This window comes from Soehngenia saccharolytica DSM 12858 (assembly GCF_059568515.1).
Window position 1 is genome coordinate 54,417 of the sequence record NZ_JCANTN010000002.1, and the last position, 16,468, is coordinate 70,884.

At 33.3% G+C, this 16,468-nt stretch carries 17 protein-coding genes; 15 read left to right on the top strand and 2 right to left on the bottom strand.

The window, feature by feature from the left end; genetic code table 11:
* The first annotated feature begins 9 nt into the window (after positions 1-9).
* From BO51_RS01035 to orr, 14 genes are all read left to right on the top strand, one after another.
* Positions 10-753 carry a cell division protein FtsQ/DivIB gene (locus BO51_RS01035; protein WP_496483145.1) on the top strand — a complete coding sequence of 248 codons (744 nt, stop codon included), beginning with the start codon at positions 10-12 and terminating at the stop codon, positions 751-753.
* A 13-nt stretch (positions 754-766) separates the two neighbouring features.
* Positions 767-1,489 carry a DUF881 domain-containing protein gene (locus BO51_RS01040; RefSeq protein WP_496483146.1) on the top strand — a complete coding sequence of 241 codons (723 nt, stop codon included), beginning with the start codon at positions 767-769 and terminating at the stop codon, positions 1,487-1,489.
* Positions 1,490-1,505: 16 nt separating this feature from the next.
* Entirely contained in the window at positions 1,506-2,222 is a 717-nt protein-coding gene (locus tag BO51_RS01045) for a DUF881 domain-containing protein (RefSeq protein ID WP_496483147.1), read from the top strand.
* Positions 2,223-2,236: 14 nt separating this feature from the next.
* The gene (locus tag BO51_RS01050) at positions 2,237-2,602 is read left to right on the top strand and encodes a small basic family protein (protein ID WP_496483148.1); all 366 of its coding nucleotides are present in this window, start codon (positions 2,237-2,239) and stop codon (positions 2,600-2,602) included.
* A gap of 14 nt (positions 2,603-2,616) precedes the next feature.
* On the top strand, positions 2,617-3,717 hold the full coding sequence (ftsZ, locus tag BO51_RS01055) for a cell division protein FtsZ (RefSeq protein WP_496483149.1): 1,101 nt from the start codon (positions 2,617-2,619) through the stop codon (positions 3,715-3,717).
* 43 nt (positions 3,718-3,760) lie between these two features.
* Positions 3,761-4,219 carry a transcriptional regulator NrdR gene (gene nrdR / locus BO51_RS01060; RefSeq protein WP_496483150.1) on the top strand — a complete coding sequence of 153 codons (459 nt, stop codon included), beginning with the start codon at positions 3,761-3,763 and terminating at the stop codon, positions 4,217-4,219.
* A gap of 13 nt (positions 4,220-4,232) precedes the next feature.
* Positions 4,233-5,636, top strand: coding sequence for a sigma-54 interaction domain-containing protein (locus BO51_RS01065; protein WP_496483151.1), 1,404 nt, complete (start codon positions 4,233-4,235; stop codon positions 5,634-5,636).
* Between the two features lie 149 nt (positions 5,637-5,785).
* The gene (gene ord / locus BO51_RS01070) at positions 5,786-6,838 is read left to right on the top strand and encodes a 2,4-diaminopentanoate dehydrogenase (protein ID WP_496483152.1); all 1,053 of its coding nucleotides are present in this window, start codon (positions 5,786-5,788) and stop codon (positions 6,836-6,838) included.
* Positions 6,839-6,857: 19 nt separating this feature from the next.
* Complete coding sequence (gene ortA / locus BO51_RS01075) at positions 6,858-7,169, top strand: 2-amino-4-oxopentanoate thiolase subunit OrtA (protein WP_496483153.1); 312 nt, start codon at positions 6,858-6,860, stop codon at positions 7,167-7,169.
* The gene (gene ortB, locus BO51_RS01080) at positions 7,162-8,580 is read left to right on the top strand and encodes a 2-amino-4-oxopentanoate thiolase subunit OrtB (protein WP_496483154.1); all 1,419 of its coding nucleotides are present in this window, start codon (positions 7,162-7,164) and stop codon (positions 8,578-8,580) included. Before ortA ends, ortB begins: the two co-directional genes overlap by 8 nt.
* Before the next feature lie 7 nt (positions 8,581-8,587).
* Complete coding sequence (locus BO51_RS01085; RefSeq protein ID WP_496483155.1) at positions 8,588-8,953, top strand: ornithine aminomutase subunit alpha; 366 nt, start codon at positions 8,588-8,590, stop codon at positions 8,951-8,953.
* Entirely contained in the window at positions 8,953-11,169 is a 2,217-nt protein-coding gene (gene oraE, locus BO51_RS01090) for a D-ornithine 4,5-aminomutase subunit OraE (RefSeq protein WP_496483156.1), read from the top strand. The genes BO51_RS01085 and oraE overlap by 1 nt, the downstream gene beginning before the upstream one ends.
* A complete protein-coding gene (locus BO51_RS01095; RefSeq protein WP_496483157.1) occupies positions 11,159-12,535 on the top strand; it encodes a GlmL-related ornithine degradation protein in 1,377 nt (458 codons plus the stop codon). The genes oraE and BO51_RS01095 overlap by 11 nt, the downstream gene beginning before the upstream one ends.
* Before the next feature lie 2 nt (positions 12,536-12,537).
* Entirely contained in the window at positions 12,538-13,602 is a 1,065-nt protein-coding gene (gene orr / locus BO51_RS01100; protein ID WP_496483158.1) for an ornithine racemase Orr, read from the top strand.
* A gap of 15 nt (positions 13,603-13,617) precedes the next feature.
* Here the strand turns inward: orr and BO51_RS01105 are convergent, their stop codons facing one another.
* A complete protein-coding gene (locus BO51_RS01105) occupies positions 13,618-14,139 on the bottom strand; it encodes a hypothetical protein (RefSeq protein ID WP_496483159.1) in 522 nt (173 codons plus the stop codon).
* A gap of 19 nt (positions 14,140-14,158) precedes the next feature.
* The gene (locus BO51_RS01110) at positions 14,159-14,983 is read right to left on the bottom strand and encodes a glycosyltransferase family 8 protein (RefSeq protein ID WP_496483160.1); all 825 of its coding nucleotides are present in this window, start codon (positions 14,981-14,983) and stop codon (positions 14,159-14,161) included.
* Between the two features lie 150 nt (positions 14,984-15,133).
* Here BO51_RS01110 and BO51_RS01115 point away from each other — a divergent pair, with 150 nt between their 5' ends.
* Positions 15,134-16,462 carry a replication-associated recombination protein A gene (locus BO51_RS01115; RefSeq protein ID WP_496483161.1) on the top strand — a complete coding sequence of 443 codons (1,329 nt, stop codon included), beginning with the start codon at positions 15,134-15,136 and terminating at the stop codon, positions 16,460-16,462.
* Positions 16,463-16,468: the final 6 nt, after the last annotated feature.

Sequence of the window (16,468 nt, forward strand, 5' to 3'; positions counted from 1 at the left end):
AGGGATCTTATGAATAAGCTCACTAGAGTAGAAAAAAAGAGAAGAAAAAAGAGATTCTTTAGAAGAATAGCACTGTTTATTATTTTCATTGTCGTATTATATAATGCACTTATAAGGATTGATTTATTTAATGTTCAAAAAATAGAAATAACTGGTAATAATATAATTACAGAGGCACAGATAATTGAAAAAACAGGCATAGATTTGGGAGATAATTTGTTTAAGATAAACAGATTTTCTGTAGCCGATAGGATTATGACAATAGGATATATAGAAGAAGTAAACATTGACAAGGTTTTGCCAAAGACTATTAGGATTTCAATTAAGGAAAGAACTCCATATGTTGAAGTTCTTTATGATGATAAATACTATGTCTTTGACATCAATGGAATATTGTTGGAAAGAAGATCAGAATCATTTGAAGGATTAACTATAATAACTAACTTACAAATAGAGGATTTAAAAGAAGGGCAAGAATTAAATATAGATAGCGATTTTGTAGAAATATTTAAAGATGAGAAAATAATAAATATAATTAACAAGATAAAATCGATAGATTTCTCAGATGAGCAAAATATTAAAATTATATTAAATAAAAATATACCAGTTGAGTTTGGTTCGTTATATAATATAAAATATAAATTATTACAACTTGGTGAAATCATAAACGACATTGAAAAAAAGAATATCCCTACTAAAATGATAATTATGAATAAAGGAGAGTATCCAATCTTAGTAAGAGATGATAATTAAGGAGCAATATAAAATGAACAAAAAAAGAGAAAAATTGGCAATTATTGGTGTTTCATTAGTATTAGGGCTCATATTGTCAGTTCAATTTAAAACCATTAACAAAACAGTTGGGAATGGAGTATTGCCTACGCAGAGAGCTCAAGAATTAGCAAATGAGGTATCTAAATTAAAAAGTGAAAAAGAATTGTTAACTAAGCAACTAGAAGAATTGGAAAAAAAAGTTGAACAATATGAAAAAGAAGGGATTTCTCATGACACTTATGCTGAGAATTTATATAAAGACGCTATGAAATATAGAATGCTAGCAGGTTATACTGATGTTCACGGGCCTGGGATTATTTTGGAGATCAACGACCCACCAATAGACCCACAAATATCGGATAGTTATGGAATAGTCGATGAGTTGGATTTATTGCTGCAAGTTATAAGCGTATTAAATGCTGCAGATGCAGAGGCAATTAGCATAAACGATCAGAGATACACATCTTTTACTGAGATAGTTAGAGCCGGAAACCACATTGAGATTAATGGGGCTTCAACAGGAGCTCCGATTGTAATTAAGGCAATTGGAAATCCAGACACATTGGAGTCGGCACTAAATATAAAATGGGGGATAGTATGGCAATTAAGAAATTACGATTATGTTGTAAATTTAACACAGAATCAAGATATAAAGATAGAAAGATATAGAAAGGCCAAAGAATTTATATATGCAAAGCCAGTAGAAGAAGAATAAGTAGTGGAGAGATAATATGAAAGAGTATAACCCAAAACTGACAATTGGAATTTTTAGCGCATTGGTAGGAATATTATTTGCATCTCAAGTTAAAATGAATATTCAAATGGTTACACCAGTAACTATAAGTTCAATACAAAGACTCGAGCTTGAGGCAAAATCATTAAAAACCGACATTGATGATTTAAAATTAAATATAGAGGATAAACAAAAATATTTGGATCTGATAGAGAATACTGATTATAGTGAAAAAAATATAATATCCGTTTTAGAAGATGAAAGAGATAAAAACATGCTCCTTGCAGGATATAAAACAGTAGCAGGGCCAGGAATTGAGATTGTTATGTTCGATAATATTAACTCCGATGAATTGTCCTTTGATTTTAATGATGGTATAATACATGATGTAGACATGCAAAATATATTAAATGATTTAAGAGTGGCAGGAGCTGAAGCGATAAGTATTAATGGCGAAAGAGTGCTTTCTTTTTCAGATATTAAATGTGCAGGACCTGTAATAAGAGTAAATGGAAGAAGCTTAGGCACGCCTTTCATAATAACGGCAATAGGCGACCCTAAACTTTTAATGGCTTCTGTAAGCGCACCAGGGACTTACGCAGAAATGCTCACGAAAGTTTATGGTATTGGCATTCAGCCATATTCTAAAGACAAATTAATCATACCAGCATATAGTGGAGATTTCTCTTACTTTTATGCAAAGGCAGTTCAATAAGGGAGAGTGGATAGATGGTATACGCATTAATAGGTGTGCTCATTGGAGTTTTAATTGGATTTCTATTGCCATTTACTTATAATTCAGCCTACACTTTATACGTTTCTGTTGCAATTCTGGCTTGCATGGACTCTATTTTTGGTGGAATTAGAGCAAACTTAGAGGGAAAATTTGATGCTACGATATTTGTATCAGGATTTATCGGGAATGCTATACTAGCAGCCTTTTTGGCATATATTGGCGATCGACTAGGTGTTCCTTTATATTATGCAGCAATATTTACATTTGGCAATAGACTTTTTGACAATTTTGCTAAAATCAGACGAATTATTACTTCTAAGAGAAAAACAATTAAAGATAATAATAGAACCACTATATGAATGGAGGAAAGTTTATGTTCGATTTTGATGTTGATGTAGAACAATTTGCAAAGATTAAAGTTTTAGGTGTTGGTGGGGGTGGCAATAACGCTGTTAATAGAATGATTGAATCTGGGGTAAGAGGAATTGAATTTATAGCACTAAACACAGACAAACAAGCATTGTATTCATCAAGAGCTGAGATAAAAATTCAATTGGGAGAAAAGATAACTAAAGGGTTAGGAGCAGGAGCTAATCCTGAGATTGGAGCAAAAGCCGCAGAAGAGAATAGAAATGACATATTAGAGTGTTTAAAAGGTGCCGATATGGTGTTTATTACTGCTGGAATGGGAGGAGGAACTGGAACTGGAGCTGCTCCAATTGTTGCAGAAATAGCTAAAGAACTGGGGATACTAACTGTTGGCGTTGTAACAAAACCTTTTACATTTGAAGGCAAGAAAAGATTATTGCAAGCAGAAAAAGGAATAGAAGATCTTAAAAACACAGTGGATACATTAATTACTATACCGAATGATAGATTACTTCAAATATCAGATAAAAAGACATCTATGGCAGATGCATTTATGATGGCGGATGAAGTACTTAAACAAGGGATACAAGGAATATCTGATTTGATATCAGTTCCAAATTTGATAAATCTTGATTTTGCAGATGTAAAGACAATTATGTATGACAAAGGCATTGCACATATGGGCATAGGCATAGCTAAGGGGGATAACAGAGCACAAGAAGCTGCAAAACAAGCTATAACCAGTCCTTTATTGGAAACATCAATAGAAGGAGCAAAATCAGTCCTGCTTAATATAACCGGGAGTAAAGACTTAGGAATATTTGAGGTTAATGAAGCTGCAGATATAATTAGACAAGCAGTAGATCCAGACGCAAATATTATATTTGGAGCAGGAATTGACGAAAGTATGAATGATGAAATCAAGATAACTGTAATAGCTACTGGTTTTCAAGCTGATAGAATAAGTAATAAATCAACTATTTCTAAAGAAAGCAATTTGTTTAATTCAAATAGAAACAATGAAAATGATAAGAAAAGCGAAGAATTGAATTTTGAAGATTTAGATGTTCCAATTTTTCTAAGAAGAAGAGATAGAAATAGATAAAACGTATCTTTGGATACGTTTTAGTCTTAATTTGGAGGATGCTATGAAATGTCCATTTTGTGATTATCCTGAATCAAAAGTTGTTGATTCTAGACCAACTGATGAAGGTCAAGCGATAAGAAGGAGAAGAGAGTGTATAAGATGCGGTAAGAGATTTACAACCTATGAGAAAATAGAAGAAGTTCCCGTTATGATAGTAAAAAAAGATGGCAATAGACAAGTGTACGATAGAAATAAAATCATGAATGGCATCATAAAAGCATGCGAAAAAAGGCCTGTTCCTATGAATGTTATTGAAAAAATGGTTGACGATATAGAAAAGGCAATATTTAATTCGTTAGAGAAAGAAATAACATCAAAAGAGATTGGCGAGATGGTCATGACAAAACTAAAAGATGTAGACGAAGTAGCATATGTTAGATTTGCATCAGTTTACAGGCAGTTTAAAGATGTAAATTCGTTTTTGGATGAGCTGAAAAAATTGTTGGATGATAATGAATAGACTGGGTGGTATTATGATTAACTCATTGGATTCTCTGTTGCTGCAAAATATTTTGCAGTTCGGAAACATTGGAATTCATGTAATAGATAATAGTAGAAAAACTACTATTTACAATTCAACCATGGCTCAATTAGAAGGATTGGAAATAGATCAAGTTATTGGTAAAGATTTGTTAGAGATATTCCCTAGTTTGGACGAGGATACTTCAACACTTATTAAAGTTTTAAAAACAAGAGAGCCAATAATAAATAGTACTCAAACTTACCTAAACTTCAAAGGTCACTCAATAACTACTATTAGTTCCACAATTCCATTGATTGACAACAAAAAAATAATAGGTGCTGTTGAAATAGCTCAAGATTTAACACATACTAAAATTCTTTCAGATCAGCTACTCGAGCTTCAAAATGCATTAAGGAAAGACAATAAAGGAGCGAAACCGTTTATTAAAAAATATAGTTTACATAACATCATAGGCCAAAATGATAAGTTGATAGCAGCTAAAAAAATCGCTCAAAAAGCTTGCGAGTCGCCTTCTAGTGTCCTCATATATGGTGAAACAGGAACAGGTAAAGAGATGTTTGCGCAAAGTATACACTACAATGGTATTAGAAAAGATAAGACATTCATAGCGCAAAATTGTGCTGCTATTCCAGATTCTTTACTTGAAGGTATATTGTTTGGAACAGAAAAAGGCGGATTTACTGGTGCAATTGAAAGAGAGGGAATATTTGAGCAAGCAAATGGAGGCACATTACTATTAGATGAGATAAATTCTATGAGCTTAACACTTCAAGCCAAACTATTGAGGGTTTTACAAGAAGGCTATATTAGAAGAGTTGGTGGAACGAAGGATATACCTATCGATGTTAGAATTATAGCTACGACCAATGAAAATCCTATCGATAGCATTGAGAAAGGAACACTAAGAAAGGACCTGTACTACAGATTAAATGTCATCAATATCAATATTCCGCCATTAAGAGAAAGATTAGATGACATTGAACTTCTAACATATTATTTTATTTCTAAATACAACAAAATATTGAATAAGAATATAAACAAAGTCTCTCCTGATGTCTTAAAAGATTTCAAGAATTATTTTTGGCCTGGAAATGTGAGAGAACTAGAAAACTTTATTGAAGGGGCAATGAATATGGTATCATACAATGACAAGATTTTAAATAAAGAAGACTTTGTTACTTCGAATTTTATACCAAGCAGCAAAGAGAAAATAATATTTAATAATTTTGATAATCAAACATTGCCTGAAATGATTGGAAACATTGAGCAAAAAGTGATCAATGAAGCACTTAAGATAAACAATTACAATATATCTAATGCAGCAAGTTTTTTAGGAATAAAAAGACAAACTCTACAAGCGAAAATAAAAAAATACCAATTGATGCAAAAATAATTGCGGATGATGCAAATTAGTTTGCATCTTTTTTTATTTTATCAATATTAGATTGCATAGAATGCCTAAAAATTCATAATATTTAACAAAATGATTTGGCATAAATTTTGCATAAGTATTAAGTGTAAAAAATTTTATGGAGGTGCTTTATGAGAAAGGAAAACGTTAAAGTAATAATTTGGGGTTTAGGATCAATGGGCAAAGGTATGGCAGAAGTGCTCTTAAAGAAAAAGGGAGTAGAAATAGTTGGTGTTGTTGGCAGAGGAGAAAAAGTTGGAAAAAGCATGTATGATTATTTAGATGTAGAAAGAGGAGATAGAAAAGATATAATTATCGGAGAATATCAAGATGTAATTACAGAGAAAGCTGCAGATGTAGTTTTAGTAGCTACTGATTCTTTTACTAGAAAAACATTCGATAAATTGAAATATATTTTAGAAAAGAAAATAAACATAATTTCAACTGCTGAAGAAATGGCATATCCATATGCGCAAGAACCTGAATTAGCGAAAGAACTTGACAGAATCGCTAAAGAAAATGGCGTATCAGTATTAGGAACTGGTATAAACCCAGGATTAATAATGGATTTATTGGTTATTACATTGACTGGAGCATGCATAGACGTTGAAAGCATAAAAGCAGAAAGAATCAACTCATTGTCACCATTTGGACCTTCTGTAATGAAAGAACAAGGCGTTGGCATCAGTTTAGAAGAATTCAATAAAAGATTAGAAGAAAAGACATTGGTAGGTCATGTTGGATTCCCAGAATCTATTAATATGATAGCTGATGCCCTAGGCTGGAAGTTATCCAAAGAAATAGAGCAATTTAGAGCACCAATAGTAAGTGATGTGTATAGAAAATCTCCATATGCAGAAGTTCAACCTGGAGATGTAGCAGGCTGTGAAATGAAAGGATATGGATACGTTGATGGTGAGTTAAAGATAGAAATGCTTCATCCTCAACAAATAGAACCACAGTTGGCTGGAGTACAAACTGGTGATTACATCACTATAAAGGGAACTCCAGATATAAATATGTCAATAGTTCCAGAAGTACCTGGCGGGATTGGCACAATAGCAATGTGCGTTAATATGATTCCACATATTATAAATGCTACACCAGGATTAAAGACAATGATTGATTTACCCGTTCCAAGAGCAATCATGGGTGATATGAGAGAAATGATTAAAGAAGATTAAGGATGAAAGGGAGATATTAATGGATGCTAAAAGAGGAGATTGGGTAAGAATTCATAAGATAATCCTGACACCAGAACAAAGGGCTTCGAATTTACCAGAAGACACAAGAAAAGTACCACTAGAAATGTGGGACAAAGGATTCTTACTAAATGAAGAAGCTAATATCGGGCAAGAGGTAGAAGTGGAAACTTACATTGGAAGAAAAGTAACAGGAACATTAATTGAAATCAATCCATATTGGGGGCATGATTTTGGCAAATGTGTTCCAGAAGTTTTATATATAGGCAGACAAGCTAGGGCTTTATTGGAAGAAGGTGAAGATAATGAGTAATAGCTATGATGATGTGATGGCAAGAAAAAGCGAAATAATGAAGAAATCTGTAGGGATTGATTATAGCATATTTGAATCAGGTTCGATAGCTTTTGACTATGAGAGAATGATGAAAGAAACTGGCTATTCCTTACAGGAAATAGAAGAAATACAAAAGCAAACATCAGTAGGTTCTACGCCACTTTATGAGTTGAAAAATATAACTAAATTGGCTAGAAAATTTTCTAAACCTGGGAAGGGTGCGCGAATATTTATAAAAGATGAGGCGTGCAATCCTTCTGGTTCTTTCAAAGCAAGACGTGCGGCTACATCAGTATATCATGCACAAAAGTTAGGATATAAAGGTGTCATAGCTGCAACTTCAGGGAATTATGGTGCTGCTGTTGCGTCACAAGCAGCTATGAGAGGACTTAAATGTATTATAGTCCAGGAATGTTATGATTCAAGAGGAATAGGACAACCTGAAATAATTGAAAAGGCAAGAGCTTGCGAGGCATATGGTGCAGAGGTAGTACAATTGACTGTTGGCCCAGAACTATTTTACTCATTCTTATTGCTATTAGAGGAAACTGGATATTTTAACGCTTCACTTTATACTCCATTTGGAATAGCAGGAGTAGAAACATTAGGATATGAAATATCTATGGATTTTAGGCAAAGAGAGGGAAGAGATCCTGATGTTGTAGTCATAACAAATGCAGGAGGCGGAAATTTAACAGGTACAGCTAGGGGATTGATTAAAGCAGGAGCATTTGATACTAAAATAGTAGGTGCAAGTGTAAATTTAGAAGGGCTTCACATGGCAAGTGATGAACAATTTAACAAGAAATCATTCACTACTGGACATACTGGATTTGGGATACCTTTTGCAACATGGCCGGATCGATCTGATGTTCCTAGATCTGCAGCAAGACCGCTGAGATATATGGATAGATATGTAACCGTAAATCAAGGTTCCGTATTTTATATGACTGAATTATTGGCACAAGTCGAAGGACTTGAAAGAGGTCCTGCAGGAAATACAGCTCTAGCAGCTGCATTCAGCTTAGCTCAAGAGCTTGATGAAGATAAGATAATTGTAGTACAAGAGACCGAGTACACAGGCGCAGGGAAGCACATATTGCCACAGCTGACATTTGCTAAAGAAAATGGCATAGAATTAGTAATTGGTGATCCAAAAGAAGAAATTCCAGGCAAAAACATCGTACTACCAAAAGATCCAGGATATATGCATACTGCTGAAATTGATTTAGATAAAATTAAGAGATCTTATATTAAAAATTGCATTGTCAATTATAAAGTTGAAACTGTAACTAGAGCAGACATAGAATTCTTAGCTCAAGACACTAAATCAAGCGTAGAATATGTAATTAATGTACTAAGAGAACTAAATGTTAATGTAGAAAGGTAGTGTACAAATGAGAAGAGAAGACGATTTTGAAGAAAGAAGAAAACATTTAGCGGATTTGTCAGAATCAGAACTAGAAGCTTATTTTTGGCAATTAGCAGAAAAAATAGTTGATCCATTAGTAGATTTAGCTTATAATCACACAACTCCTTCGATAGAAAGAAGTGTATTGCTAAGAATGGGATTTTCAAGCATAGAAGCAAAAAGCATTGTCGAAAATGCAATAGATAGAGGCCTTATAGGGAAAGGTGTAGGGAATATTGTATACAAATACTCAAAACACAAAGGCTTAGGAATAAGAGAAGCAGGATTAGAATTAATAGAGCCTAACTCTTGGGATGAGGTAAAACCTCTATTTAATGGAGGTGCAAATTAATGGAACTTAAACCAAATGAAAAATTAAACATTAAAGAGATTTTAAAGGATTTAGAGAGTTATAGACCTAAAAGAAGAGGTTGGCATTGGAGAGAAGGAGTTGGAGAGGTTAGAAAAATAGGCAAATTTGACTACTATGAAACATCAGAAAACTTAATACAAAGTCAACCCCTTCCAGCAGCAAAGTATTTTGATAACATTGATCCACAACCTGCTCCAGTAATTACTACAGAAATAGCATCAGGTCGTTTTGAGGACGATATAAGAAGGATGAGGATGGCTGCATGGCATGGCGCAGATCATATAATGGTAATTCGTACAGCAGGACAATCTCACTTTGAAAGCTTGATTGAAGGTACACCACAAGGTGTGGGTGGTATACCAATTAGTAGAAAACAAGTAAGAGCACAGAGAAAAGCTCTAGATTTGATTGAAGAGGAAGTAGGAAGGCCAATTAATTATCACTCATACGTATCCGGAGTAGCAGGCCCAGAAATTGCTGTAATGTTTGCAGAAGAAGGAGTCAATGGAGCACACCAAGATCCTCAATACAACGTTTTATATAGAAATATAAACATGGTAAGATCTTTTGTCGATGCAGCAGAAGCGAAGAAGGTTATGACTTGGGCTGATATAGCACAAATTGATGGCGCACATAACGCCAATGCAACGGCAAGAGAAGCTTGGAAAGTAATGCCTGAATTAATGGTACAGCATGCTTTAAACTCAATGTATTCTGTAAAAATAGGCATGAAAAAGTCAAATATATGCTTGTCAACTGTTCCACCAACTGCACCACCAGCACCTTGTATGAGGCTTGATCTACCATACGCAATTGCATTGAGAGAATTATTTAAAGAATATAGAATGAGAGCTCAGATGAATACTAAGTACATGGAATCATCTACTAGAGAAGCTACTGTAACACATGTACTAAATTTGTTGATTTCAGAATTGACATCGGCAGATATTCAATCCACAATAACACCAGATGAAGGTAGAAATGTTCCTTGGCATATCTTTAACATTGAGGCTGTTGACACAGCTAAGCAAGCTTTCAACGGAATGGATGGTTTAATGAAAATGGTAAAAGTAGATAGAGACGGCGAATATCTATCTACAAAAGTTAGAGAGCTTAAAGAAAGAGCAGTTCTATTTATGGAAGAAATATTAGAAATAGGTGGATACTTTAAAGCTGTTGAGGAAGGTTTCTTCGTAGACTCCGGCTATTATCCTGAAAGAAATGGGGATGGAATTGTCAGAAAGATAGACGGAGGAGTTGGTGTAGGAACAGTATTCGAAAGAGACAAGGAATACATGGCACCTGTAACTGCTCACTTCGGATATAACAATTTAGAACAATATGGGCAAGAATATGTTGAGAATCCTTCTCTACTGATTAATGGTTCTACATTTGAAAAACCAGAAAAAATCATCTTTATAGATGAACTTGACGAAACTGATAATGTCAATGTAAGGTTAGAAGAAGTAAAAGACTTATTGAACACTAATCTCATTAAGCCTGAAATGGAATGGCTTGGAGATGGGGTTGTTTTACTCACGATGTTTTTACCTACAGATGTACGTACTGCTGAATTCGCAGCACTTGAAATTGGCAAAAACTTGAATTTAAAAGATTGCGAAGTCATTCACAGGGAAGTAATGCAACAAGCAGAAGGCACTAGGATTGAGTTAAAAGGAAGAGTTGATTTTTCAATAGACATATCTAAATTGGTTATTCCACCAAAGCCAGAAGAAATGAGTGAAGATGAAATCAGAGCTGAGATATCGAGAAAACCAATGAAAGTTGTTGCAGCTACAGTTGGAGATGATGAACATTCAGTTGGACTAAGAGAGATAATTGACATCAAACATGGAGGTATAGAAAAATATGGCATTGAGTGCCACATTTTAGGGACTTCTGTTCCAGTAGAAAAATTGGTTGATGCAGCAATCGAATTAAATGCAGATGCAATTTTAGTTTCTACTATTATTTCCCATGATGACATCCACTACAAGAATATGAAGAAGTTAAATGATTACGCTATTGAAAAGGGTGTCAGAGACAAGTTGATAATTGCTGCTGGCGGAACTCAAGTGTCTAATGAAATGGCTGTGAAAAATGGAATGGATGCAGGATTTGGAAGAGGAACAAAAGGCTCTCATGTTGCAACATTCCTTGTCAAGAAAAGACGTGAGATGGAAAATGAGAATTGATTTATTAGTTGCTGAAATAGGAAGTACCACAACTGTAGTAAATGCATTTGATAATATACAAATAGCCCCTGTTTTTCTTGGACAGGGGCAAGCTCCTACCTCGGTATTAGAAGGAGATGTAAACATAGGCTTAAAAGGTGCCATAGAGGATCTTAAACGAAGTATGGGTATTCCAGACCTTGAATACAATGAACTTATTGCTACAAGCTCAGCGGCAGGCGGATTAAAAATGACTGTACATGGATTGGTATACGATATGACAGTTCGAGCTGCAAAAGAAGCTGCTTTGGGAGCAGGAGCAAATATTAAATATATTACATCAGGTAGATTGAGAAAATCCGATTTAAAAAAGATTGAAGAAATAAAACCCAACATAATATTGATAGCAGGTGGCGTTGATTATGGGGAAAGAGACACTGCACTTTACAACAGTGAATTAATAGCAAGCTTAAACTTAGACATACCCGTTATATATGCAGGGAATATAGAAAATCATGATGAAATAAAAGAAATATTTAAAGATACAAAAATGGAATTATATATAACGGAAAATGTTTATCCCGAAATTGATCAATTGAATGTTGAACCAACTAGAAAAATAATTCAACAAGTTTTTGAAAAACACATCATACATGCACCAGGTATGACAAAGATTAGAGAGATGGTAAATGGCAACATAGTGCCAACTCCTGGAGCAGTTATGAAAGCAAGCGAATTATTATATGAACATATGGGAGATCTAGTCACAATAGATGTTGGCGGTGCTACAACTGATGTCCATTCAGTCACTGAAGGCAGTGAAGAAATCAATAGAATGCTGATAAGTCCAGAACCAAAAGCTAAGAGGACGGTAGAAGGTGACCTAGGGGTATATGTGAACGCAAAAAATATAATAGAAGGTTTAGGAGAAGATGTTTTAATTAGAAAACTAGGGGTATCTAAAGAAAAATTAAATTGTTTAATATCAGGAATCAAACCAATACCTGAGAGTGAAGATGAGATTAAGTTTATTGAAACTTTGACAGAATATGCTTGTGTAACTGCAATAAAACGTCATGCTGGTATTTTAAAGAATCTATATGGTCCTACTGGTAAGACAACATTTGCCGAAGGAAAAGATTTAACAAGCGTAAAATATGTAATAGGTACTGGTGGAGCATTAACGAGATTGCCACATAGGATAGAAATATTAAGAAATATTTCTCATTCTAATAGTGGAATGGAGTTATTACCTAATCCTGATGTTGAGATTTTGATAGACAATCATTATATAATGGCATCTATAGGGGTCATGTCATATAAGTATCCTGATGCAGCAATAAAATTGCTTTATGATAGCTTAGACATAAATATGAAAGGGGAATAAAAGTGTCTTACCCAAGAGTAATTATAGATACTAAGAAAATTGAATCAAATGTATCAACAGTAGTTTCGCTTGCAAAGAAAGAAGGAATAACAATCGCTGGTGTTACTAAAGGTTATTGCGCATATCCAGAAATTGTTAAAGCTTATATCAATGGAGGTGTAGATTTTTTAGCAGATTCTAGAATAGAGAACTTAAAAAAGATCGCACAATTTGATATCCCGAAGATGATGCTCCGATTGCCAATGATTTCACAAGCTAAGGAAACAGTAGAATACGCTGACATATCGCTAAACTCTGAGTTAGAAACTATATACGCATTAAATGAAGCAAGTGAAAGTTTAGGGAAAGTTCACAAAGTAATTTTAATGGCTGATCTAGGAGATTTAAGAGAAGGCTATTTTAACAAAGAAGAATTATTGCATGCTGTTGATGAAATATTAGAATTGAATAACATTGAACTTTATGGCTTAGGAGTAAATTTGACTTGTTATGGTGGAGTTATACCCAAAAGACATATATTGCAAAAACTTGTAGATTATAAAAATGAAATTGAAGAAAAATTTGAAATAAAGCTAGAAATGTTGTCAGGAGGCAACTCAAGTACAGTCCATTTATTAGGTACGGGCGAGATTCCTAATGGCATCAACAATTTAAGACTCGGAGAATCCATAATATTCGGAACGGAATCTGCATATGGTAGACATATTGATGGGACTGATAGCACCGCGTTTCGGTTAGAAGCTGAAATTATAGAAATCAAAGAGAAACCATCAGTACCAACTGAAGAAATAGGCAGAGACGCTTTTGGAAAAGTGCCAACTTTTGTGGATAGAGGAGTAAGAAAAAGAATTATTTGTGCAGTTGGCAAACAAGACATTGATTTAGACAGCTTATATCCATTAGATAAAGATTTGATAATTTTAGGTGGAAGTTCAGATCACACTATTATAGATGCTTCAGATTCTAAAATTGATTATAGCGTTGGGGACATATTAGCATTTAATCTCCACTATGTGAGCATGTTAAGAGCTATGACTTCTGAATATATAGAAAAAATCATAATTTAAGGGGCTATAAGCCCCTTAAATTTTCAACATGTTAATATCTGTTGTTTTTTCTATAAGTTTTTTCTCTAAGAATCCATTTACATCTTTGTCATAGACATAATCAGTGATCGTCAAACTTGCAGTTCTAGGACTAATTATACTTATAGTAAATACATCTTTTTCAAGGTATACATAGTAATTTACTTTACCAAGTTGGACATATTCATCAAATAGAACAAAATTTTCATTAGTATCATGAATGATAAGCTTAAAAACCTGTCCATCATCCCACATTATTTCACCTTTACTATCTTTTTGTGCAGACGTATATAAATTTATTTCTTCTTCAGTCCCATCAACATCAAAATCATATTTGAAAGTCTCTAACATAGTCAACTGAGAAATATCTTCTGGTGAGGAAGAGTATATAATTTTCTTTGTGTTTTCATCTTCATTTTGAATATTTCCATTATCTGAATTTTCGTTTACGCATCCAGTTAAAGAAATTGCCAAAACCAACATGAGAATAAAAATGGTACTCTTAACTCCAGGCTTCATAATGAACACTCCTAATCATTTATTTATTTTCTAATTTTTGTACTTGTTTTTGATAGTGTTTATACAGAGAATAAAATTCACCGCTGTATGGCTTTTTCCAAGGCTTCTTCTTTCCGCAGAAATGAAGTATAACAGTGTTGTCAAAGATATAATCCATATCAACTTTTCCTTTACTTAAGAATTTATAATAAGTATAAAATCTGGTATCATAATTGTACAGGATCTCATCGACATCTTTTATATCCTTAGAATATAGGGAATTTAAAACATCTTGGTCTGGCAGCACTAATATAGCTTTGTTTTTTTCTATAAAATCAAATATTTCACTCTCGTCAATTCTTTTTCTTTGTTCAGTAAGATTCATCATCAGTACACCAGAATTGTAGTATTCTTCAATTTGGTATTGTAAAAGTCTTATTCTATTAATACCCTTTATAAAGATCTTATTATGGTGGCAAGCTGCAAAGAGATTATTATTAAAATCTACATTATATAGGTTGGAAACTTCATTTATTACTAATATATCTGGATCGAGATAAAGAATTCTCTCCATGTCTTTTGGCAAGTATTTATGGGCAAATAACCTATAGTACATTTCTTCGCTATAATATGATACTACTGGGGCTTCTTTAAAATCATCGCTCGGAATTTTGATTGGGTTAAATGAATTATTAGGCCAATTTTTTACTATATAATCATTTAATGAATCCAACTCATTTTGCGGAATTCTTGAATGCATTAAATAAACATCAAAATTATTATTTTCATTGTTAGTAAATAATGAATAAAGCATTACCTTTAGCGGATTTATATAATTTGAGTCTAGACATACTAATATGTTCAATAAAAACATCTCCTTAGGAAAAAATATTTTACAACATTATTATACCTGATTTTAATACAAATTGATAGGAATTTGATTTTATTTTAATATTTGATTTTATTTATGATATAATAAAATAATTATAATTAATTATATTTAGTTGGTGATGTAATGGATTTATTCTCAATTTCAATGAACAATTTTTTAGAAAAAAACGCGCCATTATCCGATAGACTTAGACCGAGAACAATTGAAGACTTTATAGGACAAGAACATATTATAGGAGATGGTAAATTCTTAACTAGGTCTATAAAAGCTGATCGAATCACTTCGATGATTTTTTATGGTCCGCCAGGGACAGGAAAAACTACATTAGCAATGGTAATCGCAAATTCAACTAAGATGAACTTTGAAAAAATATCAGCTGTTACTTCTGGCGTCAAAGATATAAGAGAAGTAATTAACAAAGCAGAAGAAGCTTTAAAAATAGCAAATAAGAGAACTATACTTTTTATCGATGAAATTCATAGATTTAACAAAGCTCAACAAGACGCTTTATTGCCTTTTGTTGAAAAAGGAATTATAATTCTAATAGGCGCCACAACAGAAAACCCATATTTCGAGATAAACAAAGCACTTTTGTCTAGAATGATGGTAGTGGAACTAAAACCATTAAGCAGAGATGAGCTCTTAATTTTGTTAGATAGAGCATTAAAGGATACCGAATATGGATTAGGAAACTTAAATATTGATATAGATGATGATGCGATAGACTACTTACTTACTGTTGCTGACGGCGATGCAAGAGTTTTATTGAATTCGTTGGAAATAGGAGTCTTATCAACAGATCCACTTGAAGATGGAGTAAGGCATATTTCTTTAGAAGATATTAAGAACTCAATTCAAATGAAATCCTTTAAATATGACAAAGGTTCAGATGAACATTATGATACAATTTCTGCATTTATCAAGAGCATGAGAGGTTCAGATCCAGATGCTGCAGTTTTTTATCTTGCAAAGATGTTAAATGCAGGAGAAGATCCCAAATTCATAGCAAGAAGAATTATGATCGCTGCTTCTGAAGATGTTGGAAATGCTGATCCAAATGCGATTATAGTTGCTACAAATGCATTTTATGCAGTCAATGCTATCGGAATGCCTGAGGCCAGAATAATATTATCTCAAGCTGCTATCTATGTGGCTTGTGCGCCAAAAAGTAATAGTTCATATCTAGCCATTGATGCAGCACTTGAAGACATAAAAAATGAGGAGTCTGGGGACATACCAATATATTTGAAGGATGCTAGCTATTCTGGAGCGAAAGCACTAGGACGAGGCATCGATTATAAATATCCACATGATTACGACAATCACTACGTTAATCAAAACTATTTACCTGATAAGTTTAAAAACAAAATTTATTATAAACCGACTGAATTAGGACATGAAGCTACAATAAAAAAGTGGTTGAGCTTTATTAAAAAAGATAAACTAAAATAAATTACA